This window comes from Tatumella sp. JGM91 (assembly GCF_018257575.1).
GTDB classification, from domain to species: Bacteria; Pseudomonadota; Gammaproteobacteria; order Enterobacterales; family Enterobacteriaceae; genus Tatumella; species Tatumella punctata.
Window position 1 is genome coordinate 14190 of the sequence record NZ_JAERJP010000016.1, and the last position, 26347, is coordinate 40536.

General features: G+C 50.2%; 29 protein-coding genes. 13 read left to right on the forward strand and 16 right to left on the reverse strand.

Annotated elements, in window-relative coordinates:
* Nucleotides 1-10: 10 nt before the first annotated feature.
* On the forward strand, nt 11-652 hold the full coding sequence (gene pyrE / locus JK198_RS11815) for an orotate phosphoribosyltransferase (RefSeq protein WP_212708040.1): 642 nt from the start codon (nt 11-13) through the stop codon (nt 650-652).
* Between the two features lie 35 nt (nt 653-687).
* Here pyrE and slmA read toward each other — a convergent pair whose 3' ends face one another.
* From slmA to coaBC, 3 genes are all read right to left on the reverse strand, one after another.
* On the reverse strand, nt 688-1284 hold the full coding sequence (gene slmA, locus JK198_RS11820) for a nucleoid occlusion factor SlmA (RefSeq protein WP_212708039.1): 597 nt from the start codon (nt 1282-1284) through the stop codon (nt 688-690).
* Between the two features lie 179 nt (nt 1285-1463).
* Nucleotides 1464-1922: a dUTP diphosphatase gene (gene dut, locus JK198_RS11825; RefSeq protein ID WP_212708038.1), complete on the reverse strand. Its 459-nt coding sequence runs from the start codon at nt 1920-1922 to the stop codon at nt 1464-1466.
* Entirely contained in the window at nt 1900-3120 is a 1221-nt protein-coding gene (coaBC, locus tag JK198_RS11830; protein ID WP_212708037.1) for a bifunctional phosphopantothenoylcysteine decarboxylase/phosphopantothenate--cysteine ligase CoaBC, read from the reverse strand. Before coaBC ends, dut begins: the two co-directional genes overlap by 23 nt.
* A 271-nt stretch (nt 3121-3391) precedes the next feature.
* Here coaBC and radC point away from each other — a divergent pair, with 271 nt between their 5' ends.
* From radC to mutM, 4 genes are all read left to right on the forward strand, one after another.
* On the forward strand, nt 3392-4048 hold the full coding sequence (radC, locus tag JK198_RS11835) for a DNA repair protein RadC (RefSeq protein WP_212708056.1): 657 nt from the start codon (nt 3392-3394) through the stop codon (nt 4046-4048).
* Nucleotides 4049-4306: 258 nt separating this feature from the next.
* On the forward strand, nt 4307-4543 hold the full coding sequence (gene rpmB, locus JK198_RS11840) for a 50S ribosomal protein L28 (RefSeq protein ID WP_212708036.1): 237 nt from the start codon (nt 4307-4309) through the stop codon (nt 4541-4543).
* An 11-nt stretch (nt 4544-4554) separates the two neighbouring features.
* Nucleotides 4555-4722, forward strand: a complete 168-nt coding sequence (rpmG, locus tag JK198_RS11845) for a 50S ribosomal protein L33 (RefSeq protein ID WP_002436700.1) — start codon at nt 4555-4557, stop codon at nt 4720-4722.
* 86 nt (nt 4723-4808) lie between these two features.
* Entirely contained in the window at nt 4809-5618 is an 810-nt protein-coding gene (gene mutM, locus JK198_RS11850; protein ID WP_212708035.1) for a bifunctional DNA-formamidopyrimidine glycosylase/DNA-(apurinic or apyrimidinic site) lyase, read from the forward strand.
* Nucleotides 5619-5632: 14 nt separating this feature from the next.
* On the opposite strand, the gene coaD is transcribed toward mutM, so the two are convergent.
* The 5 genes from coaD to rfaQ form a co-directional block, all read right to left on the reverse strand.
* A complete protein-coding gene (gene coaD, locus JK198_RS11855; protein WP_212708034.1) occupies nt 5633-6115 on the reverse strand; it encodes a pantetheine-phosphate adenylyltransferase in 483 nt (160 codons plus the stop codon).
* Nucleotide 6116: 1 nt separating this feature from the next.
* Nucleotides 6117-6896, reverse strand: a complete 780-nt coding sequence (locus tag JK198_RS11860) for a glycosyltransferase family 2 protein (RefSeq protein WP_212708033.1) — start codon at nt 6894-6896, stop codon at nt 6117-6119.
* Nucleotides 6896-8173, reverse strand: a complete 1278-nt coding sequence (waaA, locus tag JK198_RS11865) for a lipid IV(A) 3-deoxy-D-manno-octulosonic acid transferase (RefSeq protein WP_212708032.1) — start codon at nt 8171-8173, stop codon at nt 6896-6898. The genes JK198_RS11860 and waaA overlap by 1 nt, the downstream gene beginning before the upstream one ends.
* 135 nt (nt 8174-8308) lie before the next feature.
* Nucleotides 8309-9442, reverse strand: a complete 1134-nt coding sequence (locus JK198_RS11870; protein WP_212708031.1) for a glycosyltransferase family 4 protein — start codon at nt 9440-9442, stop codon at nt 8309-8311.
* Nucleotides 9439-10512 carry a putative lipopolysaccharide heptosyltransferase III gene (gene rfaQ / locus JK198_RS11875; protein ID WP_212708030.1) on the reverse strand — a complete coding sequence of 358 codons (1074 nt, stop codon included), beginning with the start codon at nt 10510-10512 and terminating at the stop codon, nt 9439-9441. Before rfaQ ends, JK198_RS11870 begins: the two co-directional genes overlap by 4 nt.
* Before the next feature lie 569 nt (nt 10513-11081).
* Here rfaQ and JK198_RS11880 point away from each other — a divergent pair.
* On the forward strand, nt 11082-12194 hold the full coding sequence (locus JK198_RS11880) for a glycosyltransferase family 9 protein (protein ID WP_212708029.1): 1113 nt from the start codon (nt 11082-11084) through the stop codon (nt 12192-12194).
* A gap of 4 nt (nt 12195-12198) precedes the next feature.
* Here JK198_RS11880 and JK198_RS11885 read toward each other — a convergent pair whose 3' ends face one another.
* Nucleotides 12199-13284, reverse strand: a complete 1086-nt coding sequence (locus JK198_RS11885; protein WP_212710617.1) for a glycosyltransferase — start codon at nt 13282-13284, stop codon at nt 12199-12201.
* Nucleotides 13285-13448: 164 nt separating this feature from the next.
* Between JK198_RS11885 and JK198_RS11890 the strand changes: the two genes are divergently transcribed.
* Both JK198_RS11890 and JK198_RS11895 read left to right on the forward strand, forming a co-directional pair.
* Nucleotides 13449-14438 (forward strand): deacetylase, encoded by a 990-nt coding sequence (locus JK198_RS11890; RefSeq protein ID WP_212710612.1) that lies wholly within the window; start codon nt 13449-13451, stop codon nt 14436-14438.
* A 180-nt stretch (nt 14439-14618) separates the two neighbouring features.
* A complete protein-coding gene (locus JK198_RS11895) occupies nt 14619-15896 on the forward strand; it encodes an O-antigen ligase family protein (RefSeq protein WP_212708027.1) in 1278 nt (425 codons plus the stop codon).
* Here JK198_RS11895 and JK198_RS11900 read toward each other — a convergent pair.
* From JK198_RS11900 to envC, 6 genes are all read right to left on the reverse strand, one after another.
* The gene (locus tag JK198_RS11900; protein WP_212708026.1) at nt 15838-16959 is read right to left on the reverse strand and encodes a glycosyltransferase family 9 protein; all 1122 of its coding nucleotides are present in this window, start codon (nt 16957-16959) and stop codon (nt 15838-15840) included. The two genes, JK198_RS11895 and JK198_RS11900, sit on opposite strands and share 59 nt — an antisense overlap.
* A gap of 67 nt (nt 16960-17026) precedes the next feature.
* Nucleotides 17027-18004, reverse strand: coding sequence for a lipopolysaccharide heptosyltransferase RfaC (gene rfaC, locus JK198_RS11905; RefSeq protein ID WP_212710611.1), 978 nt, complete (start codon nt 18002-18004; stop codon nt 17027-17029).
* Entirely contained in the window at nt 17992-19053 is a 1062-nt protein-coding gene (gene rfaF, locus JK198_RS11910; RefSeq protein ID WP_212708024.1) for an ADP-heptose--LPS heptosyltransferase RfaF, read from the reverse strand. Before rfaF ends, rfaC begins: the two co-directional genes overlap by 13 nt.
* A gap of 14 nt (nt 19054-19067) precedes the next feature.
* Nucleotides 19068-20000 (reverse strand): ADP-glyceromanno-heptose 6-epimerase, encoded by a 933-nt coding sequence (gene rfaD / locus JK198_RS11915; RefSeq protein WP_212708023.1) that lies wholly within the window; start codon nt 19998-20000, stop codon nt 19068-19070.
* 243 nt (nt 20001-20243) lie between these two features.
* The gene (locus JK198_RS11920; protein WP_212708022.1) at nt 20244-21158 is read right to left on the reverse strand and encodes a divergent polysaccharide deacetylase family protein; all 915 of its coding nucleotides are present in this window, start codon (nt 21156-21158) and stop codon (nt 20244-20246) included.
* Between the two features lie 2 nt (nt 21159-21160).
* A complete protein-coding gene (envC, locus tag JK198_RS11925; RefSeq protein ID WP_212708054.1) occupies nt 21161-22450 on the reverse strand; it encodes a murein hydrolase activator EnvC in 1290 nt (429 codons plus the stop codon).
* Between the two features lie 263 nt (nt 22451-22713).
* On the opposite strand from envC, the gene JK198_RS11930 reads away from it, so the two are divergent.
* The 5 genes from JK198_RS11930 to cysE all read left to right on the forward strand — a co-directional run bounded on the left by JK198_RS11930 (nt 22714) and on the right by cysE (nt 25838).
* On the forward strand, nt 22714-23145 hold the full coding sequence (locus tag JK198_RS11930) for a rhodanese-like domain-containing protein (protein ID WP_212708021.1): 432 nt from the start codon (nt 22714-22716) through the stop codon (nt 23143-23145).
* Between the two features lie 19 nt (nt 23146-23164).
* The gene (gene grxC, locus JK198_RS11935; RefSeq protein ID WP_212708020.1) at nt 23165-23419 is read left to right on the forward strand and encodes a glutaredoxin 3; all 255 of its coding nucleotides are present in this window, start codon (nt 23165-23167) and stop codon (nt 23417-23419) included.
* 42 nt (nt 23420-23461) lie between these two features.
* Nucleotides 23462-23920 carry a protein-export chaperone SecB gene (gene secB, locus JK198_RS11940; RefSeq protein WP_212708019.1) on the forward strand — a complete coding sequence of 153 codons (459 nt, stop codon included), beginning with the start codon at nt 23462-23464 and terminating at the stop codon, nt 23918-23920.
* Nucleotides 23920-24939, forward strand: coding sequence for an NAD(P)H-dependent glycerol-3-phosphate dehydrogenase (gpsA, locus tag JK198_RS11945; RefSeq protein ID WP_212708018.1), 1020 nt, complete (start codon nt 23920-23922; stop codon nt 24937-24939). The genes secB and gpsA overlap by 1 nt, the downstream gene beginning before the upstream one ends.
* A gap of 77 nt (nt 24940-25016) precedes the next feature.
* A complete protein-coding gene (gene cysE, locus JK198_RS11950; protein WP_212710610.1) occupies nt 25017-25838 on the forward strand; it encodes a serine O-acetyltransferase in 822 nt (273 codons plus the stop codon).
* A 37-nt stretch (nt 25839-25875) separates the two neighbouring features.
* Here the strand turns inward: cysE and trmL are convergent, their stop codons facing one another.
* A complete protein-coding gene (gene trmL / locus JK198_RS11955) occupies nt 25876-26346 on the reverse strand; it encodes a tRNA (uridine(34)/cytosine(34)/5-carboxymethylaminomethyluridine(34)-2'-O)-methyltransferase TrmL (protein ID WP_212710609.1) in 471 nt (156 codons plus the stop codon).
* Nucleotide 26347 lies beyond the last annotated feature (1 nt).

A 26347-nucleotide genomic window follows, 5' to 3' on the forward strand; every position in this document is an offset into this window, starting at 1 on the left:
ATAAAAAAAGATGAAACCCTGGCAGCGTCAGTTTATTGAATTTGCATTAAATAAACAGGTTCTGAAGTTTGGCGAATTTACGCTGAAATCCGGCCGTAAGAGCCCTTATTTTTTTAATGCAGGTCTGTTTAATACCGGACGCGATTTGGCTCTCCTTGGCCGCTTTTATGCTCAGGCTCTGACTGATTCAGAGATTGATTTTGACCTGGTGTTTGGTCCTGCTTATAAAGGGATCCCGATCGCCACTACGACGGCCGTAGCACTGGCAGACCATCATGACAGGGATGTACCTTACTGCTTTAACCGTAAAGAAGCGAAAGATCACGGCGAAGGCGGGCTGCTGGTTGGCAGCCCGTTACAGGGACGTATTATGCTGGTGGATGACGTGATCACTGCCGGCACCGCTATCCGCGAATCCATGGAGATTATCGCAGCGAACCAGGCGACACTGGCCGGAGTCTTAATTTCTCTGGACCGGCAGGAACGTGGTCAGGGTGAGATATCCGCGATTCAGGAAGTTGAACGCGATTATCAGTGCCGGGTAATTTCTATTATTACTCTGAAAGATTTGATCAGTTATCTGGAAGAGAAGCCGGAAATGGCAAACCACCTGGCTTCCGTCCGGGCGTATCAGAAGCAATATGGTATCTGACAGTCATACAGCATAGCGGGCATCAGCCCGCTTTTTTACTGCAGTTGCAGTGCCAGTAAGGGCCAGCGAACTTCGAAATCAGCTGTTGGCCGGAAACGGAATTCAGAACGGACATAGCGTGAAAGAAGACCTTCACAAAATGCCAGAATCTGTCCGGCCAGTAAGGTTTCATCGGTCCTGAACCCTTCACCCTCACGCAGCTTTTTCTCACGCATGACCAGCCGGAGTTGTACTTCAATTCTTTCAAACAACTGGTTGATGCGGTCCTGCAAACGGTCTTGTTCAAACATCAGCGCATGCCCGGTCAGAATACGTGTCAGGCCCGGATTACGCTCACCAAATCCCAGAATCAGTTGTACGATCAGTCTTAACCGTGCCTGTGTCTCTTTTTCGTCATTCAGAATAAGATTGATACGGGTAATCAGACTGTCTTCAATAAACTCAATCAGACTGTCAAACATTTTAGTTTTGCTGGGGAAATGGCGATACAGTGCTGCTTCCGATACCCCGACATTCGCGGCCAGTTTGGCGGTAGTGATACGCTGACTGCCATCACCTGATTCGAGCATTTGTGCTAATGCCTGCAAAATTTCTTCACGACGATTCCGTTTCGCGTTCTTTTTTTCTGCCATGACCTTAAAGACCCCTGAAAATCACCCTAAAATGCTGTACAGATCCACTGACACCGGCAGCGGAGCAAGGTTAGGCGGCATTATCCCGGCCGTTAACCGTATGAGCACAAAAGTGCCGGCCTTATCGTCATATCGCGAAAGGCCGGAAGATGAAAGATACAGAAATTGATGCTGACTGATTACTGGCGGCCGGAATGGCCAAAGCCGCCTTCACCACGCTCTGTGGTGGTGAATTCCTCGACCAGATTAAATTCAGCCTGAACCACAGGAACAAAAACTAACTGTGCCATGCGGTCCCCGGGCTGAATGGTAAAAGATTGTTCGCTGCGGTTCCAGACGGATACCATCAGTGGTCCCTGGTAATCAGAATCAATCAGCCCGACAAGGTTACCCAGAACGATGCCATGTTTATGGCCCAGGCCTGAGCGCGGTAAAATAACCGCAGCCAGTTGCGGATCGGCAATATAAATGGCCAGGCCGGTCGGGATAAGACGGGTTTCACCCGCAGCAATAACCAGCGGTTCATCAATACAGGCACGTAAGTCCAGCCCGGCTGATCCAGCCGTAGCGTATGCCGGTAACGGAAACTCTTTTCCGACCCGCGGGTCAAGGATTTTAATGTCGATTTTTTTCATCATAAAGGCGGACTATCTCGTCTAATAATTGCTGGCCAAGGAGTGGTTTCGCACTAAGTGGTAACACTTTATCTCCTTCCTGCCAGAAAAGGTGAAGCGCATTATTATCGCTGTTAAAGCCTTGTCCGGCTTGCGATACATCATTTGCGCAAATTAAATCCAGCTGTTTTCGTTTTCTTTTCTGCCGGGCGTATTCTTCCACATTACGGGTTTCGGCGGCAAATCCGACGACATAGGGACGGTTTTCTGTCAGCGCCGCAACGCCGGCGACAATATCCGGATTTTTGACTAACTGAAGAGTCAGTGAATCATCCGCAGAGCCCTGTTTTTTTATTTTCTCACTGGCGATAGTGGTTGCACGGTAATCTGCAACCGCTGCACTGCTGATAAAAATATGCTGCTCACAGACAGCAGACATTACCGCCTGTTGCATTTCAAGTGCGGTGCTGACGTCAATGCGTTTAACCCCTGCCGGGGTGGGTAATGATACCGGCCCTGCCACCAGGGTAACAGAGGCACCACGGCTGATTGCTGCTTCTGCAATCGCAAAACCCATTTTACCTGAGCTATGATTGGTGAGATAACGCACCGGATCCAGTGGTTCCCGTGTCGGGCCTGCCGTGATCATAATTTTCAGATGTTGCAGGTCTGTGACAGATATTGTCTGACGGATAGCATGGCTAACGATGTCTGCCGGGTCAAGCATTCTTCCCGGGCCTATATCACCACAGGCCTGGCTGCCGCTGTCGGGTCCCCACACAACCATGCCACAGGTTTCAAGTTTACGGATATTTTCCTGTGTTATGGGTGAGCGATACATTTGCTGATTCATTGCCGGTACGATGGCCACGGGTGATGCTGTTGCCAGACAGGCGGTGGTCACCAGGTCATTCGCCATTCCGTGGCTGATCCGGGCAATGATATCGGCAGTTGCCGGAGCAATAATCACCAGGTCGGCCCATTTCGCCAGTTCAATATGTCCCATGGCGGCTTCTGCTGCCGGGTCCAGTAGGTGACTAAACACAGGGTGGCCGCTAACAGCTTGCAGGCTTAGTGGTGTGATAAATTCTCTGGCCGCATCGGTCATCATGACTCTGACATCCGCACCACGATCCCGCAGACGGCGAACCAGTTCAGGAGTCTTATAAGCTGCAATACCACCACTGACGCCCAGAAGAATTTTTTTACCCGCTAATTCCATTATTTATGCCTCATTGTTTGAGTCTGGCACCCTGAAAGCAGGCCCCGTGTCGGTATTTTATCATAATCATCGTCAGGCAAAACGGTCACTGCAGGGGCGGGGGGTATTCAGTATGATCATTCTCCGGAGATGTGCGGAGAATCATTAACCGGATGGTAAGTTACGGGGGGAGCGTCGCAGGGCTGTGATGGAGACTGAAGGTCACAGTTACGTCAGTAGTGTGATGAGGCCGGGGCTGTCACACTGTGCTTTGTTCAGGGAGAAAGCGATGATGGAACAGTTACGACCCAGAGAAAAATTAATCAGGCACGGTGCCGAAATGCTCACCGATATTGAGCTACTGGCAATATTTCTCCGAACCGGTCTGGCCGGTCGCGGGGTGATGGCCTTGTCCGAAACACTGCTTAAGCAGTTTGGCTCTTTATATGGCCTGATGACCGCCGGTAACGACGATTATCTGGCCATTCCTGGTATCGGTAAAGCAAAAATGACGCAGATCCGTGCCGTTGCCGAGCTTGGAAAACGGTTTTTCCAGGCACAGCTGGAGTCCGGTAACTTGCTGGAAAATCCGGGGATTACTTATGACTATCTGACCAGTCAGCTGGCACACCAGCCGCGTGAAGTGTTTATCGTCATCTTCCTCGATAACCAGCATCGGGTGATCTCGGTACAAAAAATGTTTTCCGGCTCGGTAAACTCGGTGGAGGTACATCCCAGAGAAATTGCCAGGGAAGCGCTCAAAAGTAATGCGGCGGCATTAATTCTGGCACATAATCACCCGTCAGGTCTGGCTGAACCAAGCCAGGCAGACAGAGAAGTGACCGGACAAATAGCAAAGGTCTGTATGTTACTGAACATACGACTGTTAGATCATCTGGTCATCGGCAAGGGACAGTATGTCTCTTTTGCTGAGCGTGGCTGGTTATAGTATGAAAATCAGCCTGTCAGCAGCGTCTCCGGGTAAAAATAATCATTTTTTAGCCGATCCCGGGAGATCTTTATCTGTTCGGGACTTGAGCGTTTGACCCGCAGAGCGTATACTACGCCACCTTTGAGAATCTCGGGTTTGGCGTTTAGGCCTGCTCAGCGGGTTCACATAGAACTCGCCTGGATGGGTTAAAAGCCTGACGAGGCGGCCAGAACCTAAGTACAAAGCTCGAGCTGATTTGATTTTTGGAGATATGACATGTCACGAGTCTGCCAAGTAACTGGCAAGCGCCCGGTGAGCGGAAACAACCGTTCCCACGCAATGAACGCGACGAAACGCCGTTTCCTGCCTAACCTGCACTCACACCGTTTTTGGGTTGAGAGCGAAAAGCGTTTTGTTACCCTGCGTGTATCTGCTAAAGGTATGCGTGTTATTGATAAAAAGGGCATCGATTCTGTATTAACAGATATGCGTGCCCGCGGTGAGAAGTACTAAGGAACTAAATCATGGCTAAAGGTATTCGTGAGAAGATCAAGCTGGTTTCTTCTGCTGGTACAGGTCACTTCTATACCACTACGAAGAACAAACGTACTAAACCGGAAAAACTGGAACTGAAAAAGTTCGACCCGGTTGTTCGTCAGCACGTAGTATACAAAGAAGCTAAAATTAAGTAATTTTAGTATTCTGAAAAAACCCGGCTCCGGCCGGGTTTTTTGTTTTCCAGGACCTGCCAGGCAATAACCCGGAATAAGGAGCTGTGATGCCTGAATTACCTGAAGTAGAAACCAGCCGCCGGGGTATTGAACCCCACCTGGTGGGCGCGACAGTATTACATGCTGTTGTACGCAATACACGATTACGCTGGCCGGTATCGCCGGAAATCTTATCTCTGAGTGATCAACCGGTACTGAGTGTACAGCGCCGGGCTAAGTACTTGCTGATAGAATTACCGGAGGGATGGATTATCATTCACCTGGGGATGTCGGGCAGTCTGAGAGTGCTTACCGAAGAACACCCCCCGGAAAAACATGATCATGTTGATTTGGTGATGAGTAACGGAAAAGTACTGCGGTATACCGATCCCAGACGCTTTGGTGCCTGGCTGTGGGCGCCGGATTTGGCTGCCAGTCGGGTGTTATCTCATCTCGGCCCTGAACCGCTGAGTGAGGCTTTCTCCGCTGGCTGGCTTCTGGAGAAATCACAACGTAAGCGCATTGCTATCAAACAATGGCTGATGGATAACAAGCTGGTGGTAGGTGTCGGTAATATTTATGCCAGCGAAGCATTATTCAGTGCCGGTATTCTGCCTGGCAGGCCTGCCTGTGACCTGACTGAAGATGAAGCTCAGGTGCTGGTGGATTCGATCAAGCAGGTGCTGCACCGTTCGATTGAACAGGGCGGAACTACATTACGCGACTTTCTGCAAAGCGATGGTAAGCCTGGTTATTTCGCCCAGCAATTACAGGTCTACGGACGGGCCGGATCGCCTTGCCTGCACTGCGGAACGGCGATCAATAGTGGCAGGCACGGGCAACGCAGTACTTACTGGTGCCCGCAATGTCAGAAATAATCGGTAGCAGGGGATCAGGACGCTAATTTTTCAAGCAGCGCCTGATGCACCGGACCGGTCACAAATCCGGAGATATCTCCGCCATGGCGGGCAACTTCTTTTACCAGCGATGATGAAACAAAGGTATATGCTTCTGCCGGGATCATAAAAATACTTTCAAGACCCGGCAGTAACTGATTGTTCATTTGTGCCAGCTGCCGTTCATAATCAAAGTCAGAGACCGAACGGACACCACGGATTAATACATTTGCCTGTTGCTGGCGGGCAAAATTGACCATCAGATCGCCAAATCCCATGACATCCACATTCTCCAGGTGTGCAGTGGCCTGCCGGGCCAGTGCGATGCGTTCCTGCAGGCTGAACATCGGTTGTTTGGTATTATTCCGGGCAATGGCCAGTATCACATGGTCAAATAAACGGCCTGCCCGGGTAACAATGTCCAGGTGCCCTAAAGTCAGTGGATCAAATGTGCCAGGGTAAATGGCCCGGGTTGTCATATTATTGTTCCCCTGGTGATGTAGTTTTATGCAATGCCCAGAGTATGGCGTATTTATTAAACGTATACTGGGCATTCACCATTGCCAGCACCCATCCCTGGCTGCCATCCAGCAAGCCAGCCCTGAGTACTGCTGTTTTCAGCCATGCTGCTGCCGTATGACTATAGACAGAAAATAAACTGCAGGGGCGCCCCTGTCTGAAACGCTGGGTCGCCCAGGCATTGGCATAGGCGAGCTGTTTTTGCTGGAAATGATGCAGATCTCTGCAGGTTAAATGCTGCAGGTCTCCTGACAGATGAACAACCCTGGCGGCGGAGTGCTCCAGAGATTCGTGAACCAGATTATCGTTATAGACAAAATGTGCCGGATATAAGCGTGTCACCCGGTCCGGGTACCAGCCGCTATGGCGCATAAAACGGCCCAGAAACCAGTTACTGCGGGCAATACTGTAGACAGTATCAGTGGCAGCCGGCTGATGCAGGATTGCCTCGATAGATTGTCTGAGCGCCGGGGTTACCCTTTCATCAGCATCAATCATCAGTATCATATCGCCGGAGGCATATTGCTGAGCGTGCTGACGTTGCAGGCCGTAGCCCGGCCACTGGCCACTGTGGAACACTTTTGCGCCAGCCTGACGGGCAATATCACAGGTCTGGTCTGAACTGCCAGAGTCGAGGACGATGATTTCATCGGCCCAGTTTACAGATTGCAGGCAGTCAGGAAGTAACTCTGCTTCATTTTTGGTGATCATTACCACCGAAAGTTTCTGGCGTGTACTCATCAGTGTGTCCGTGGCGGAAGATAAGGTTCAAGTAACTCCAGCAGCCGTTGTAATGCCCCCTGGTTCTGACGCAGCACTTCTACCGCATGATGCCCATAGTAACGGCGATAGTCATCATCCTGAAGCAGGATACTGACTTCTTTGGTCAGTGACTTACTGTCAGTCACGGTGATCAGACCTTGTGCCTCTTCAAGCTTGCTGCAGATATCTTTAAAATTCCAGGTATGGGGCCCCATCAGGACCGGCAAAGCATGAGCGGCAGGTTCCAGAGGATTATGTCCGCCACGCTCTGTCAGGCTCCCGCCGACAAAAGCCAGATCTGCGATCCCATATAGCAGCATCAGTTCACCCATGGTGTCGCCAATCACAACCTGAGTTGTGGCGGAAGGCACCTGGCCGCTACTACGGGTGATATAACTAAAGCCGGCTTTTTGTGTCAGTGCTTTAGCATCCGAAAAACGCTCCGGATGGCGGGGTACCAGAATCAGTAGCAGGTCCGGAAACTGATTCAGTAGCTGGCGGTGACTGTCCAGAATGATACTTTCTTCCCCGTCATGGGTACTGGTGGCTATCCATACCGGACGGTGGGGTGCCCACTGGCTGCGCAGAGTGACTGCTTTAGCCGCCAGTTCCGGGGTAACGGAAATATCAAACTTCAGGCTGCCGGTAACGGCTAAATGGTTGCGCTTTAACCCCAGCGCGACGAAACGTTCACCGTCTCCGGTATTTTGTGCGGCGATCAGACTGATACTCTGCAGCAGGTGCTGCATAAACGTGCCGAGTTTTTTATAACCACGAAATGAACGTTCAGAAAGGCGGGCATTGGCAATCACTAAAGGAATATTTCGCTGATGCAGGATATGGATCAGCCCGGGCCATAATTCGGTTTCCATGATAATCATCATGCGTGGCCGTACGGTATCGAGGAAGCGGTGAGTTGCGCCGGGTAAATCATAAGGTAAATAGACATGGTCAACATCATTACCAAATGCCGATTTGGCACGCTCTGAGCCCGTGGGTGTCATGGTGGTTACGGTAATCGGTAACGACGGGTAACGGTAACGTAATGCCCTGACCAGCGGCACCGCTGCCAGTGTTTCCCCGACAGAAACTGAGTGTAATACGATCCCCTCCGGTCTGACTTTGCCTGCACAAAATCCATAACGTTCCGCCCAGCGTTTACGGTACGCCGGCGCTTTACGACTGCGGAGAAGTAATCGAACCCAGATAACGGGCTGAATCAGGTAAAGAAGTGTCTGGTATACACGCAACAGCATTATGTGAATATCGGCTTGGAATTTTGCGGCAATAGTAGCATAAATGGCGTGGATTAGGTACGTGAAGGGCGGATACCCCCGGTAGCCTGTACCCGGGGGAACGGTAAGCCGGATAATGCTTTGCCGCGGTTAACGTTACTCAGCTGAGAGTAATTGTTCGTAGAGAGAGAATAGCTGCTCCGACAAGTGGGCCGGTGTGTATGGCAGGATAGTTTCCCTTGCCTGCTTACCCATCGGTGAATCCGGGCCGCTGGCAGGCAATTGTTTTATTGCCTCAGTCAGGGCCGGTATATCCAGCGCATCGGTGACGAATCCATTGTCACCGTGACGGATAAATTCCGCGCCCCCGCAATGCGTGCTGGTAATGACCGGCAGCCCGCAGGCCATCGCTTCTAAAATAACATTCGGGAACGGATCATACAGTGTCGGGAGTAATAAACCGTCGGCCAGCTGGTAAAAAGGTAATGTCTGTGGCTGCATTCCCGCGAAATGGATCCGTTGCCCGCATCCGAGATGTTGTGCCAGCTGATGATAACGCTGCTCAGTTTTATCCCGGCCAATGACCAGTAAATGACTGTCAGTGCCTGAAATAGCTTCGATGGCGGCTTTCAGTCCTTTCCTTTCAAATCCCGATCCGACAAAAATCAGGCAGTGGGCATCCTGTGGAATACCGTGCTGCTGACGCAGTACCTGTCTCTGTGATGCCTCTGCAGGGCAGAACTTCTGATGGTCGATCGCATTATAAATAACATGTATTTTTTCGGCGGGGACGGCGAAATCTTCAATAATTTCGCGTTTCACCATTTCGGCATTGCAGATGACGGCTTTCAGGTGCGGCGAGGTATACATCTCATATTCTGCCTGCATAACATAGCGGTGGTAGCTGTCGGTAAATAACCGGCGCTGCTTCCAGCCAGACAGAATGCGCGAGCGTTGCAACAGCCAGCGCCTATGAACTCCGTCGCCGGCACGATAGATATCACAGCCCGCAATACGCTCATGGCTTTGAACAATATCAAACCCCTGCTGCTGCCACAGCTTCCGGGCTGCTCTGGCGAATCCCCGTTCGCGGCTGATACGTCCCCATTTCATCGGGTTACAGATATGAATATGCCAGTCGGGATGTGTATCGCCCTGCCATTGACGGGTGATGACATTCAGTTCCATCGCTTTATGGTTCAGGGCTTCCAGTGCCCGTGAGACAAAACGTTCAGCGCCGCCATCCGGCCGGTATTTCTGACGGACAATTGCCAGTCGTATTTTTTTCATTTCAGCAGTTCCTGTGCCGGAGTAAGAACGGCCTGAACAGGAATTAAATCCAGGTAACGTTCTGAAGTAGCAGTGTTAATTTCATCAGGGTCCGGTAGCGGGCCAAAATCTCCGGCCCACAGTGTGACACCTTCACCTTCCCATGGATGCCAGAGTGTCAGTTTTGACGGACCAAACAGAGCCACATAGGGGGTGTTTAATGCGGCGGCCATATGCATAGGCACTGAATCGACACCAATGAACAATGCTGCATGATCAATCAGTGCAGCCAGTTGTGGCAGTGTCATTTTCCCTGCCAGGGAGATAATATTTTCGCCCCGGCTCATAGAGAGTATCCGGCTGACCATTTCCATTTCAGCATCATCAGGGCCAGAGGTTAATACGACGGTAGTGCCCTCCGCTGCCAGCCGGGTGATAAGACTGGCCATTTTTTCTTCCGGCCAGCATTTAAAGAACCATCTGGAGGTCGGATGTACCACAATATATCGTCCGCCGGCATGTTGTTGTCGCAGGCATTGCTGAATATATTCCCTGTCGGAGGCAAGATAATGCATGGTGGCTTTGGTACTGATTTGTGCCAGATTCAGAGGGGCCAGCAGTGAAAGATTTTGCTCAACCGTATGTAACTCCTGATGGTCAGTGATCGGGACCAGCTGCGTATGACAATGACGCCACAGCACCCCCTCGCGCTTCGGGAAAGCAAACCCGAGGCGTTGTCTGGCAGCGGTGAAACGGGTGAGCAGGGCACTACGCCACTGGTCTGCAAGATTGATCACCAGATCATAATGCCGGGATCTGAGTGTACGCAGTAGCCGCCATTCATGGCCAATATGGCGTAGCGTACCTTGTTTTTTCCAGCGTCTGTCTATAAAAAAACAATTTGAGATCAACGGATTATTTACCAGCATGGCCTCTGTTTCTTTATACAGCAGAACATCTATTTCTGCCTTAGGGTGATTCTTATGCAGCGATTCTATTACCGGAGTAATTAACAGCATGTCACCGTGATGACGTAATTTAATGATAAGTATTCTCTTCGGGGATAAGGCTGATACTGGCGTATGACTCATACCTGTCACTTATGTTAAATTTAAAAACGCAGGCCAGGCTATCTGGCTGATGAAAATAACGGCTATTGGTGCCCGTGCTATATCCGCCCGGAGTTTTTCCTCTCATTGGTATGCATCGCCCGGCAGGATGAAGACTTATTATCAGCGCAATGATAAACCGGATCCGCTTCAGCCACACTGTAACAAATAAATATGACGGCCGGGATGAAATCCTGTTACCGGCCATGAATATTGCCGATCATCATCAATATTCTTCCGGCGCAGCGTTATCTGAAAAATTCTGAATATGAGGTTGTTATAAGTCGTTTTTGCTACCGGTACTCAGGCAGGCAATCAAAATGATTTCGCACGCACAAAACATACCGTCAGTCAGTTCATCACTGGTGGTACTATTGTCCCGAATATTTCAGCAAACAGAAATGACGGCCCTGCATGCGCGAACGTTAATCACGTCAGCTAAGCGTGAACAATCCCGGGAATAATCATAAAAGGGGCGAAAGCACCGCTTTTATTTGAATTATCAGAGCGTATGCACTTACTTCACACTAACAGGATCAAGCTAGTTAAACATGAGAGAGAGTAAGAAGAAGAAGATTGGTCTGGTGGATCTCTGGCTGAGTCTTTTCCATCGTCATTCCCTGGGCACTGACGAAAAAAGACGTCAGCTGGCACAACGGACATTCAACAGTATTCTGGTGTATTCCACGACCGCACTGGGGGATTATATGTTTAATTCGCCGGCACTGAGGGCTATCCGTCAGCGTTATCCGCAGGCCCATATTGTTCTGGTCGCCCATCCGAAATATAAGCAATTACTTACCCGCCGTGACTTCTGCGATGATGTGTTGTTCTGGAATAACAAATTCAGCACAGTCACCGAATTTGCCCGCCGCGCAAAAGTATTTGCTCCGGAAATGGCGATAATGCTGCACTCTCACCTGCCTTATGATGTCCTGAGCGCTGCGATGAGTGGTTGCCGGTATCTGGTTCGGGATAATTACGGTAAAGATATTGGCAGGCTATCCCGCTGGCTGACATTCGGGCTTGACCAGTGTCCGGGGCATATTATTAACCGGAAAATGCAGCTGGTGTCAGCCCTGGGATGTAACACCGACAATGTGGATATGGCGGTGCCCTGCGACTATACCCCTCAGGCAAAAGATGCCGGGATATATCGCGTTGGTTTTCAGCTGGGAGCATCAACAAAAATTCGCTGCTGGCCGCCGCAGTATTTTGCCGGACTGGCTGAGCGGATTGTTCATCAATACCCGGGCACTGAGATTGTCCTGATTGGGTCACCGGCTGAAGTTTCTCTGGCGGAGGAAGTATTCGCCTGCGCCAGCCCCGACGTTAAAACGGCGATAACCAGTTATGTAGGAAAAACCAGTTTACCGGAGCTGTTAGGGATTATCTCTTCAATGGATATCCTGGTGACCGGGGATACCGGTCCTTTACATCTGGCGCTCGCACTTAAAACACCGACCCTGAGTTTGTTTGTCAGTGAGTCTCCGCACAGCAGTGGCCCCTATCAGGATAAGCACTTACATCGTTATATCTATTTACCGATGGAGGATCCCCGGGTGACCGATCAACAGGAACCACTGAGAGCGATACCTGTTGAGGATGTTTTCGGGATGCTGGTCAGGATGAAAGAGACTCACCAGCCACAGGACAAAAGCTGAAGCATTAACCGGGTATCAGTCCGAGGTAATGCTGACAAACAGTATTCAGCTGATAATTTTTCAGGGCATCAGGCGTTATTGTCACCGGGTGATTATCTGTTTGTCTGATTTTTTCGGCTAATGATTCTGCTGTCAGATCAGCCAGACCTGCAGACAATGCCCCGGTTAATATTTCTGCCGGCCCGCCCGGACAACGGGTACTGACGACCTGGGTTCCGCAAATCAATGCTTCTGCCAGTACATTACCAAATCCCTCACTGTCGGAACTCAGAATCAGCATCCGGGCGTTTTTTATCCAACAATACGGATTACTTTGAAATCCCCGGAATATCACCCTGTCGTGGATGCCGAGTTCCTGCGCCAGATTTTTTAATTGCTGCATACGTTCAGGAGAACCTTCACCCAGTAGCACCAGGGGCCATTGCAGACCGCTTAAGGCGTAGGCTTTTAGCAGGCGGTCATGGCGTTTTACGGTATGAAAACGGCCGACATGCAGCAGGAAACTTTTTTCCGGTAACGGGACTGGCGCGGCTGCAGACCGCAAAATATCTTCAAAATCAAAAGGGTTAGCGATAACGTCCTGTCTTTTTGGCGTTACCGAAAATTGATGACAGAGGTCTTCGACAACATACTGTGACACACCAACGATATTGCGTTTCTGGTAAACCCGGTGAATTTTTTTTGCCTTTAACCAGCGGGAAAAACCGGTACGGTGACCAAGATAAGCACTGGAGAAAACTCCATGCAGGCAGAACCAGGTTTTTTGCGGATCAATGACTTTACTACGGCGTACAATACGGTCAGTTTTATGTAAATGAGAGATAACCAGGTCTGCCTGACCAGCACTGGTAGTCAGTTGGCGGAATGCATTATCGAGTGCCGCCGCGCGACGGGAAAGTTCGGTGAGCTTACGCCAGGGGGCGCGGGAGCTGTCGGTAATCACCCGATAATCAATCCCCTCAGGTAGTGTATAATCACATACTTCACGTAACGAAAGCAGGGAAACCCGGTGTCCCAGCCCCAGCAATCCGCGGGTGAGTGTTAATACGACTTTTTCAGCACCGCCGCCGGGCAGGCCATCAATAATCATCGCGATATGACGTTGTGACACTACAGATATCCTTCTGATAAGAAAACGTACAGAGATAACAAACGGGCTGAGAGTGTAATGCTGATAGCCGATTCGGGTCGGCGCTCTTGCGAATATATGTAAAAATAACAGAAAAACCTTCAGGTAAACATCAGAGATAACCTATGACCAAACCGGCTTTTCTTATCACAATCGATACTGAAGGTGACAACCTTTGGCAAAATCACCGCAATATCGCTACAGAAAACACCCGTTTTTTGCCACGTTTTCAGGCGTTGTGCGAAAAGTATCAGTTTAAACCTACATGGCTGACGAACTATGAGATGGCGAGGGATCCGGCTTATGTCGAATTTGCCAGAGACGTTATTACCCGACAGCAGGGTGAGGTGGGTATGCACTTACATGCCTGGAACAGCCCGCCGGAATACCCTCTGACCGATGATGACTGGAAGTGGCAGCCTTACCTGATCGAATATCCTGATGATCAGTTAATCGCGAAAGTCCGGTTTATGACCGAATTACTGGAAGAATCTTTCCAGACACCAATGCGTAGTCATCGTGCCGGCCGCTGGGCATTTGACGAACGCTATGCGGCGATCCTCAGTAAACTTGGTTACTGTGTTGACTGTTCGGTGACCCCGCGGGTGAACTGGGCATTTAATTCCGGTGCGCCACAGGGTAACGGTGGTACCGATTATACGCATTTTCCGCGGCAGGCTTATTTTATTGATCCGGAAGATATCTCCAGGCCAGGCAGCCACGGACTGCTGGAAGTTCCGATGAGCACAGACTATAAACATTCTCCGATGGTTACCCGTCTGAAACAGGGAGTGGATAAATTACGAGGCAGGCACCGTTCACCGTCGGTGTATTGGCTGCGACCTTCACGTGATAATTTACCGGCGATGAAACGGGTGGTTGAGAGGAATCTGGCGGCTGGTAGCGATTATGTCGAGTTTATGCTGCACTCTTCCGAGTTTATGCCAGGCGGTAGTCCGACCTTTAAAACCGCAGCAGATATTGAGGCCCTCTATGCTAACCTTGAACAATTATTCAGCTGTCTGCATAGCCGGACGACCGGAATGACGCTGTTCGAATACTATCAGTCTTATATAACGCGGCAGGCTGAATCGCCTCGCAGTATTCGCCGGTGAAACCATAACGGGCCGGTATTAGCTGCGGTGCTCATTTTAGTTACAAAATTATCTGATTTTCTGACAGGCTGTTGAAGATTATCCTGTGGTTGTCCGTATAAAATATCAGCCACAGTCTCTGTCAGGAAAATCTGTCACGGACATCCCGTTACTCCGACTGAGCAGGTAACCGTAATCAACATGAATAATTTTTTTACCGCACTTTCCTCTCGCTTTCCGTTATCTCTGCAAAAAAGTCTTCGCAATGATTTTTTTCCGGTAATCTGTTTTTTACTGGCTGCCGCATCCGTTGTTTTGACGCTGGTGGATACAGCGCTGGCCAGAAACTGTTTTTTTATTTCCGGTTATATTGCACTGGTGGCCATATGTGTTGATATCAGACATCTGCGTCGTTATCCGGGGATAATTTCTTTGATGCTGATTTTACTGGCATTAGTAAAAATTTTCTGGTTTCTGATCTTTTACGGTGATGCGGCTGTGGCAAATATGTATAACGCCTATTTGCAGGCAGGGAAACGATTATTTTTCGCTGCAGTGATTATGATGTATCTGATGAAAAACAGTCACCGAATCCCGGCAAAACGGTCACTGATAAAAACAACGCTCTGGCTGGCATTTCTGCTGACATCCCTGATTGGTATTGTCCAGGTGTGGCACGGGATGGACCGAATTGAATTCAATAATACCCGTTCAACGGATGCCTCATATATGTACTCCTGTATCAGTCTGGCACTGGCTTTTCTGGTATTATCTCAGGGATCTGTTCGGGGTTATCTGCAGGCATTTATTATTTTTCTGTGTTCATACTGGTTAATCCTGCATACAGGAACCCGTTCCGCCATTGTATTGCATCCGCTTATTTTTCTGGTGTGTCTGCTGGTGAATTCACACTCACGGCATAAGTTAAAAGTACTGTCAGTAGCCTTGCTGACGTTGGCTTGCCTGGTATTTTTATTCCGCGGGGAAATTTCTGAGCGGGTGCATTCCACGGAAAACGATCTCAGTGTTTACCGGCAAAGTAACGGTAATGATGCAACATCGTTAGGTACCCGTCTGGCAATGTGGCAGGTCGGACTGGCGGTATTTAAACACCACCCATGGGGTATGAGCAAAGAGCAGCGTTACCAGTATATGAGTACTTATGTCGCTCAGCATGGCACAGATCAATCTGCTCTCGACTATGCGATGGTTCATTTACATGATGAAAGTATCGAAACAGCGAGTCAGCAAGGGATTATCGGTCTGACAGTATTATGGGCTTTTTATCTGACGCTGTTTTATCAGGCAGTAAAGTGCAGGAATACACTATTACTGCTGACATTGCTGTGCCTGGCGGGATACGGTCTGACGGATGTCCCCTTGATCAGTCGTGAACAGACGATTTTCTTCGGGTTAATGATTACACTGTCTTGTCTGTGTGCTGTCGGGGGACAGGTTCAGAAATCTCAGCAGGTCTGAGATATTGTTTCAGTGCGCCGGCGATAGCCTGTGGCTCTATGTCGGCGACACTGTTCTTATCAGTGATGATCTGGACTGAGGGCTGAAAGCCAGGTGCCCAGACTTTATTATTGATCAGTCCCCCGTCAATTATTTTACTTTTATATAAAGCGATAAGCGGAGTCTGGTAAGCGCAGGCAACATGCACCCATGATGTATCGGGGGAGATAAGCAGTCTGGCACGCTGAACCAGAACTACCGCACTCCAGAAAGAATCACAGGGATTTTTTATCGCAGTGACAGGGATTTCTGTGGCGGCCAGTAAATCAGGCGGGCCAATGACGATGACCTGAAGTTCAGGCGCGATTTGGTTCACCATCCGGGTAAAAGCGGAGATCTGCTGCGGTGACAACATCCGGTCTTTGCTGGCGGCGAAAGGATTCAACACCACGATCGCATCCGATGGCAGTGAGTGTATAAAAGCGTTTGCCTCACGCCGTGGAATGTCCGGAACCTGTAACTGATAACGATAAGTGTCCGATGGCAGGCCGAGCATGGCTAATACTTTTTTATAGCGGGTGGTGATGTGCTGGTCGATAGCCGTATCAGTGACATTCAGGTCATAACGACAGAACTGAGGCTTATTAAAACCAAGTGTATGACGGGCATTGATCAGGCTGATAAAGCTGTAATATACCGGTGATAAATAATCACCGAAATCGATCACTAAATCATATTTCTGTCGGCGTAATTGACAGCCAGTCTGCAGGATCTGCAGAATTTTCTGCGGGTATAAAAATATCGCTGAAACCTGTGGCAGGGACTCAGCAATAAATGCGTTGGCATTGCCTGCCACGACATCCACCCGGAGACCTGCACTATGCAGTTGGTCAAACAGGCCGGTCGAGACAATCATATCGCCAATTTTATTGTCATCACGGAGTACCAGAACCTTTTTAATCGCTTTCAGGTCCGGCGCTGTCGGGCGACAGGTCATATCAAACATCATACACACCAGCTTCAGCTTCAGCCGGCGAAGCAGATGGTTTTTTTGCCGGTTCCAGTACTTTACTTTCTTCCACATGGTTATCGGTTACTCTTAATAAAGTACATAATGACTGAACCCGGCGATGTCTGTGACAGAGGCGAAGTTAGTCTGAGTCATCGGCTAATCGCTTTATTTGCTGATCAACCTTAGCAGCTGAAATATCACTCATACGGTCACCCGTTTCCGGTCTTAAGGCAATCTGGTTTTTCCCGTAACCGCCTATCAGCCCCGGGTCTGTCGGGCCATAAAGAGTGATGTTCGGCCTGTCCAGTGCTGCGGCCAGATGGCTCAGTCCGGTATCGACAGAGACAATGACTTTTGCACCCGCCAGTTCCCGCGCAACTTCTGCCAGTGAAAGCCGGGGCAGTACTTCAGCCTGTGGCTGTCCTTCTGCCAGCCGTACGGCACGCTGGTATTCTGCTTCGGTCCCCCAGGGCAGCTTTATGCAATAGCCCCTGGCCGCGACCCGCTCAATAAGTTCACGCCAGTGCTGCTCAGGCCAGTGCTTATTATCCCGGGTGGTCGCATGCAGGAATATCATATAGCGTCCTGCATCGGCGGGAAGGTGATGAATAAAATGGCCTGCGATTGCGTAGTCACCACGGCCCGCCGGTTTTTCATACCCGAGACTTTTGGCAAACAAATCCCGGATTCGTTCAACCGCATGTTGCTGCTGGCCGATAACATGTCGCTTGTCATACCACCAGCAGGCAAAAGGTTCACGGATACTGTTTCTGTCCGCCCCGTGTTTTTCGCCGCGGGCCAGCCGGGTAACCAGGGCTGCACTTTTAATCAGCCCCTGGGCATCAATCACCATATCGTACTGGCGCTGGCGCAGTTGTTGCTTAAACCGGAAACGCTCTTCCCGTTGTTGCAAGCCAAACCAGTGCTTACGCCAGCGACGGATAGCAACGGGTAATACCTGATCCACTGCCGGGTGCCACCCGGGGATCTGCGCAAAATTTTCTTCAACTACCCAGTCAAACCGTATTCCGGGAATTGCCTGCATTGCATCGGTCAGAGCAGGGAGAGTATGGATCACATCTCCCATCGAGGAAGTTTTAACTATCAGGACCTGCATTCATTCTCCTGCGTGGGGGCCAGTAATATGGTGAGTTCATCCATAACACGCGCAGGTTTTATATCAATCAGACTCTGATGATAACCAAGGTCTGCTTCGCCTTTTCGGATTTTATGATAGCCTGAAATCAGGCGAATAATACGAGCCTGATTGGATAATGGCGGTGTAAAGTCAGGACTGCTGGGGCCATATAATGCGATTAATGGCCGGTGTAACGCCGCAGCAATATGCATCAGACCAGAGTCGTTACTGACAACGGCAGTACAGCTGGCGAGTAAGATGACCGCCTGTTCCAGCCGTGTTTTACCGGCCAGGTTATAGCAGCAGGCAGCATCTGCTGTGTCCAGGCTCTGGAGAATATCTTCGCCGGTTTGGTAGTCTTTCTCTGAACCGAACAGCAGGATACGGTAGCCTTTCGCGATCAGTTTTTGTGCCAGTGCCGCATAGTGATAATGAGGCCAGCGTTTTGCCGGACCAAACTCAGCGCCGGGGCAAAAACCGATCAGCGGGCGATCGGCCGGCAGAGAGAAAAGGCTGGCGGTCCCGGTTTTTTCTGCTTCAGTGACACTCAGTTGCGGCCACAATAATGGCCGGGGCAATGCTGCCGCCGATGTGACTTGTCCCGCATCATAAGCCAGCGCTACGTAGCGTTCGACCATCAACGGGAAGGCTGCTTTATCCAGTATCCGGGCATCGTTAAGCAGGCCGTAACGCATTTCACCCCGCCAGCCAATGCGTTTTTTGATTCCGGCGAAGAAAGGCACCAGTGCTGACTTAAACGAGTTCGGTAACACGTAAGCCCGATCGTAACGACTTTCACGCAGTGAACGGCCAATCTGTCGACGTTCTTTTAAGGCCAGAGCCCCGTGACCAATCGGCATGGCGATAGCCTGATTGACCTCGGGCATTCTGGATAATAATGGCCGGCACCACCCCGGAGCCATTACGTCAATCGTGGCGTCCGGGTATTGTGCTTTAAGTGTGCGATAAAGACTTTGTGACATCATCATATCGCCAACCCATGAAGGGCCAATCACCAATATTTTCATCGCCGGAAAATCTCTTATGCTTTGTTATTCAGCCATGCCATATATTCAGCCACACCTTCAGCGACTGTTTTAAACGGTTTGTCATAGCCGGTTGCACGCAGGTTGGTGAGATCTGCCTGAGTGTAAGCCTGATAGCGTCCTTTCAGTTTTTCCGGGAACGGAATATATTCCACTTCGCCGGTGCCATGCCATGCCAGTACCGCATCAGCGACTTCCTGGAACGACTCAGCACGGCCGGTACCACAGTTATAGATCCCTGATATATTATTTTCCCAGCACCACAGGTTAACCGCAGCAACATCCTGTACGTAGATGAAATCACGCTGGAAGTTTTCGCTGCCATCAAATAATTTAGGGTTTTCACCGTTGGTGATCTGTGTGTTCAGGTGGAAGGCAACACTGGCCATACTGCCTTTATGACCTTCACGCGGACCGTACACGTTAAAATAACGGAAGCCACACACCGGAGATTCTGCCTCTGGCAGAATACTGCGAACGTAATGGTCAAACAGCATTTTGGAGTAACCATAAACATTTAGCGGGGCTTCATATTGGCGCTGTTCGATAAAGTTATCGTTCCGTCCGCCATAGGTCGCTGCAGAAGAGGCATACAGGAAGGGGATCTGGCGCTCGAGACAGAAGTGCAGCAGCTCTTTTGAATACTGATAGTTATTATCCATCATGTATTTGCCATCCCATTCGGTCGTGGAAGAGCATGCACCCTGATGGAAAACGGCCTCGATCGGCCCGAAATCATCACCTGCCAGTACACTGACAAGAAACTCTTCTTTATCCATGTAGTCGCTGATATTCAGGTCTGCCAGGTTGGCAAATTTAGTACCATCTTTCAGGTTATCTACCACCAGAATGTCCGTATAACCTCGGTCATTCAGTGCTTTTATTATATTGCTGCCGATCATGCCGGCGCCACCAGTAACGATAATCATAAGCCTGCCCTTAAGTGAAGACGTGAAGTATGGAATACCACGTTTATATCGCGCGATCATATCATTTCACGCTCAGTAAAGGCAGAGTCTGTTATTCCGGGAAACAAGCTTCAAACGTTCTGCAACATATTTTGGTATATTCAGTCAGCTGGCCACCTGTTGTGTGACTGAATATTTTTCAGAGAGGTATCGCAGAGGGAATACAGGCCATTGTTCTCCGCAGAAAAGAATGGCCGTTACCGGTCAGAATATGCTTTTTATATCCTGTATAAACTGGCTGTTTTTAATACTGGTATAAATCATTGCTATACCGGCTGAAGGCAGCAATGGGGAAGGTGCGTGGAGGGTACGGCATTGTGCAGTTAACCCGGCATGAGTTACCGTATTTTCCCTGGTCACGGCAGGTTTTTTTACCCCATGACTGGCGGAGGAGTGCGGGGTGTCATTAAGCAGCTGACTGGGGCGTACCAGCGTGATATCGGCAGGCAGATCCGCCAGCATCTGCTGTAAGACTCTGACGGTCGCGGGGTGCGGGTGGCCGATGGCAATGGCTGAACCATTACGCCTGGCCAGGTTTACGGCGCGAAGAAACTGCTTACGGATATCGGCATCATTCTGTGTATCATCAAGAAAGACTTTGCGTTTCAATACCCTGACGCTGGTGCCTTGAGCGGCGTTTACCGACTGACTATTACCTATGGTCATACTGTCCAGGAAATAGAAGTTATAGTGATTCAGGACCTGCATCACTTTAATCATACCGGGCAGACTGGAGGTCATTTTACTGCCCATATGGTTGTTCAGACCGACAGCATAAGGGACATGGCTGACAGCCAGCTGAATGATACGGGTAATTTCAGCGCTGCTCATCTCCGGAGTGAGGGTGTTTTTTTCCAGAGGTTGTTTACTCAGAGGGGCCATGGGTAAATGGATCAGCACTTCATGGCCGGTCTGATGTGCTTTTATTGCCATTTCACGGGCATGGGTGGCATCCGGTAATACGGCGACAGAAACCGCTGCAGGCATCTGTAATACCTGATTTTCTTCTTTTGGCCGGTAACCAAAATCGTCAATAACAATAGCCAGTTTAGCAGCAGAAGCGGCCTGACAAATCAGCAGGCCACTGATGAACGCGACAATCTTCAGACGATGCAGCACAATTATTTCCCTAACCAGCTGAGGGGGTTTACAGCCTGCCCCTGGCGGCGGATCTCAAAATACAGTGACGGTATACCGCGTCCGCCACTGGTTCCCACCAGAGCGATAGGCTGGCCTGCTCTGACCTGAGCACCCACATTAACCAGAGCACTCTGGTTGTAACCATACAGAGTCATATCACCCTGACCATGTTCAATAACAATCACCAGGCCATAGCCCTGTAACCAGTCAGCCATGATAACCCGCCCGTCGGCAATTGCTCTGACATCGGTACCTTCAGGTGCGGCGATGACTAACCCCTTCCAGCGTAGCTCACCCTGCAGTGTTTCTCCAAACCGGTGTAACAGTTTTCCCTGAACCGGCCATGGATATTGTCCGGCCGGCCGGCCCAGGCCTCCGGTACGGGCCATCAGCTCTTGTTCACCTTCCGTAGGACGATAAGTTGACCCTTTGGCGCGGGCCTGTGCCTGGCGTTGTCTGACCTGTTCAGCTTCCCGGGCTTCCTGTTCGGCGCGTGCTTTGGCTATCTGTTCTGCACGGGCTATTTTTTCCTGTAAACGGCTTTCGTTCTGGCGCATTTCAACCAGGTCTGCCTGGTCTTTTTCCAGTGAAGACTCCAGCACACTGAGTGTTTTCTGGCGGGCGGATTTTGCCTGCTCCAGACGGGTTTGTTGTGCCTGTTGCTGGCTCAGTAATTGCTGTTGCTGCTGTTGTTTCTGCAGCTGGATCGTTTTCTTTTCCGCCAGTTCTGCCCGGGTCTGTTTCAGTGATTCAATGTTCTGCTGGCGTGCCTGATTCAGATAGGTGAAATAGGTCAGTATCCGGTCATTTCGCTGACCAGCTTCACCACTGAGCAGCAGTTCAATACCACTGTGTTGTCCCTGGCGAAATGCTGCGTCCAGCTGTTGTGCAAGAAGACTTTCTTCCCTGGCCTGGCGTTGTTCCAGTTGTGCGATTGATCGGGCAAGGGCCGCGATATCGCGGTTAATACCTTCAAGCGTGGTTTGCGTCTGACGTAATTGCCTGCTGGCCTGAGCAATGATTTTTTCCTGACTCTGCAGCTGATCCAGTAAGTTACTGCGCTGAATTTTTTGCGAACGGACACTCTTCTCTTTATTCGCAATGTCCTGCTGTATAGATTTGAGTTGCGCTTTATTATCGTCAGCAGCATGGGCGGTAAAAGACAAGCACAATATGCCCGCACACAGCAGGCCAGAGGCCAGTGTCGGTCGCTCCCTGCGTGGTTTCGGTGACGGGGAAGCGTTGTCTGGCAAAATACAGGGAACAGGCATTTTTTTCGTCATAGGGCGGTGATTATTTCACGATGCATAGTTGCTTTCCAGCCTCCCGGAAGGGATTTATAGTTTGTATCCGGCATTAATGGCATAATCAGACAACAGGTAAGGTCTGAGTGCCAGAACTCAGCATCTGTCAGGTAAAATGACGCATAAATCACGCCTTCCCGTGTTTAGTGTCTGTACATGCCTGGCTGCGCAGGTATACTCAGAATCCTTATATTATCTTATTTTTGTCCGGTCTGGAGTTGTTACCCCCCATGCAAGATATTATGGAATTTGCACGCAATCACCTGGTCCTGTGTTTGGCCTGGGTCGCTTTACTGGTTCTGGTGATTGTTACTACTTTTAAGGGGCTGTTTTCTAAAGTTAAAACAATTAGCCGCAGCGAAGCGACTAATCTGATTAACAAACAAGATGCAGTAGTTGTTGATGTGCGCTCACGCGACGATTTCCGCCGCGGGCATATCTCAGGTGCTGTGAACCTGGCCGCGGCAGAGATTAAGAAAGGCCACCTGACTGAACTGGAAAAATTCAGAAACCAGCCGGTGATTGTTACCTGTGCGACCGGACAGTCTTCCGGTGAAGCTGCCGGGCAGCTGAGCGCGGCAGGTTTTGCAAACGTATCCGTGTTAAAAGACGGCATCAGTGGCTGGAGTGGTGAAAATCTTCCGCTGGTTCGCGGTAAATAAATTATCAGAGGTGCTGACAATGCCAGTAATTGATATTTACACTAAGCAGACCTGCCCGTTTTGCCATCGTGCAAAAGCACTGTTAGAGAAAAAAGGCGCAGCGTTTAATGAGATTGCTATTGATGGCGATGCCGAAAAGCGTGCGGGGATGATAGAGCGCAGTGGCCGCAGCACGGTACCTCAAATTTTTATTGACGGAAAACATATTGGTGGTTGCGATGACCTGTATGCCCTTGAGGCAGAACACGGTCTGGACCCTTTATTGCAAGCCTGAGTTTCAGGTGAAACAAATTTCAACTTAACAGGACCAAGTACCATGTCAGAACAAAATAACAGCGAAATGACGTTCCAGATCCAACGTGTTTATACAAAAGATATTTCTTTTGAAGCGCCTAATGCTCCTCAGGTTTTCCAGAAAGAGTGGGAACCTGAAGTGAAACTGGATCTGGATACAGCATCCTCACAGCTGGCTGACGGTATTTATGAAGTCGTTTTACGTGTCACTGTGACAGCGACCGTGGGTGAAGATACCGCGTTTCTGTGCGAAGTCCAGCAGGCAGGGATCTTTACGATTTCCGGCATTGAAGGGACTCAGATGGCCCATTGTCTGGGAGCTTACTGCCCGAATATCCTGTTCCCTTATGCACGTGAGTGTATTTCTGGTCTGGTTTCCCGCGGAACCTTCCCGCAGCTGAACCTGGCTCCGGTGAACTTTGATGCATTATTTATGAACTACCTGCAGGAACAGGAAGGTAGTGCTCCGCAGGAAGCCTGATGAGTAACCGCAGCAATTCTGTCAGTGTTATCGGTGCCGGTTCTTACGGCACCGCTCTGGCCATTACGCTGGCGCGTAATGGCCATCCGGTCGTTTTATGGGGGCATAATCTTCAGCATCTTGAACGGCTGCAGGCTGACCGCTGTAACACTGAATTTCTTCCTGATGTCGTATTTCCCGATAATCTGGTGATTGAGTCCTCTCTGGCACAGGCTATTGCCGCCAGCCAGGATATCCTGGTCGTGGTACCCAGCCATGTATTTGGTGACGTTCTGGCACAAATACAGCCTTGTCTGGAGTCTGATTCACGTCTGGTCTGGGCAACGAAAGGGCTGGAGCGGGAGACTGGCCGTTTATTGCAAGATGTTGCCAGAGAAATCCTTGGTCCTTCTATCCCGCTGGCGGTTATTTCCGGGCCGACATTTGCCAAAGAGCTGGCGTCAGGTATGCCGACGGCGATTGCCCTGGCGTCGACTGATCCGCAGTTTTCTAAGGATTTACAGCAAAAGTTGCATTGCGGAAAAAGCTTTCGGGTTTACAGCAATCATGACCTGACCGGAGTTCAGTTAGGTGGCGCGGTGAAAAATGTCATTGCGATTGGTGCCGGGATCTCTGATGGTATTGGCTTCGGTGCTAATGCCAGAACCGCACTGATAACCCGCGGGCTTGCCGAAATGAGCCGACTGGGTGCTGCGCTGGGTGCGGATCCCTCGACTTTTATGGGAATGGCAGGACTGGGTGATCTCGTGCTGACCTGTACCGATAATCAGTCCCGCAATCGGCGCTTTGGTATGTTGCTGGGCAAGGGGAATAGCGTCAGTGCGGCTGAAGCAAGTATCGGACAAGTCGTCGAAGGCTACCGTAATACGAAAGAAGTGAGGGCACTGGCGGCCAGGGCTGGTGTTGAAATGCCAATCACAGAACAAATCTTCCAGGTCCTTTATTGTGGAAAACCGGCCAGGGATGCTGCCTTGTCTCTGCTTGGCCGTGAAAGAAAAGATGAAAAAGAAGCCCTCTGAACAGAGGTGTTTTATGTTGCCAGCCATTAAGCTTATATAAGCGCCTTACGGGGCGCTTTTTTATCGGGAGTGCAGTCATGTCGTCTGAAGAGTTAGCGCAAATCTGGGAAAGTATTATTTCAGAAGCCAGGAGTCTGGCGGAAGGTGAACCCATGCTGGCCAGTTTTTTTCACGCGACATTACTGAAACATGACGATCTCGGCAGTGCGCTGAGCTATATGCTGGCCAACAAACTGGCCAACCCGATTATGCCGGCAATTGCTATCCGTGAAATCGTTGAAGAAGCATACCGTAAAGACCCGTCGATGATCCTGTCGGCTGCCCGCGATATTGCCGCGGTCAGTCAGCGGGATCCTGCAGTGGACAAGTATTCAATTCCTCTGCTGTACCTGAAAGGTTTTCATGCCTTACAGGCCTATCGTATTGGTAACTGGTTGTGGAGAGAAGGCCGTCGTTCTCTGGCGGTATATCTGCAGAATGAGATTTCAGTTTCATTCGGGGTTGATATTCATCCGGCGGCGACTATTGGCTGCGGGATTATGCTCGACCATGCAACCGGGATCGTGGTCGGGGAAACTGCAGTGATCGAAAATGATGTTTCGATTCTGCAATCGGTGACTCTTGGGGGAACCGGTAAAACCTGCGGTGATCGTCATCCGAAGATCCGTGAAGGTGTGATGATTGGTGCCGGCGCGAAAGTTTTAGGTAACATTGAAGTTGGCCGTGGCGCGAAAATAGGCGCGGGATCGGTTGTGTTACAACCCGTTCCTCCGCATACGACTGTCGCCGGTGTACCTGCGCGTATTGTTGGTCGTCCGGCCAGTGAGAAACCGGCAATGGATATGGACCAGCATTTTAATGGTACGGTGGCCGGATTCGAATTTGGCGACGGGATCTGAGTAAAATACCGGGGGAGAAGATTCCCCCGTGATTGTTCTATTTTACTAAGGCTCCGGCGTAATCCAGCTGGCGCCACGCCTCATAGATGACTACCGCGACTGAGTTGGACAGGTTCATACTGCGGCTCTGAGGCACCATAGGAATACGTATTTTCTGCATGGCGGGTAAGCTGTCGAGTATTTCTGCCGGCAGACCACGACTTTCCGGTCCGAACATCAGGTAATCACCCGCCTGCCATGAAACAGCACTGTGTGCCGGTGTGCCTTTTGTGGTGAGCGCAAACAGGCGTGCAGGTTGTTCACTATCGATAAATGCCTGATAGCTGGCATGGCGGCGAATTGCTGTGAACTCATGATAGTCGAGTCCTGCCCGCCGCAGGCGCTTATCATCCCAGGTAAACCCAAGGGGCTCAATCAGGTGTAAAGCGAATCCGGTGTTGGCACATAGCCGAATAATATTACCCGTATTCGGTGGAATTTCTGGTTCAAACAAAACGATATTAATCATA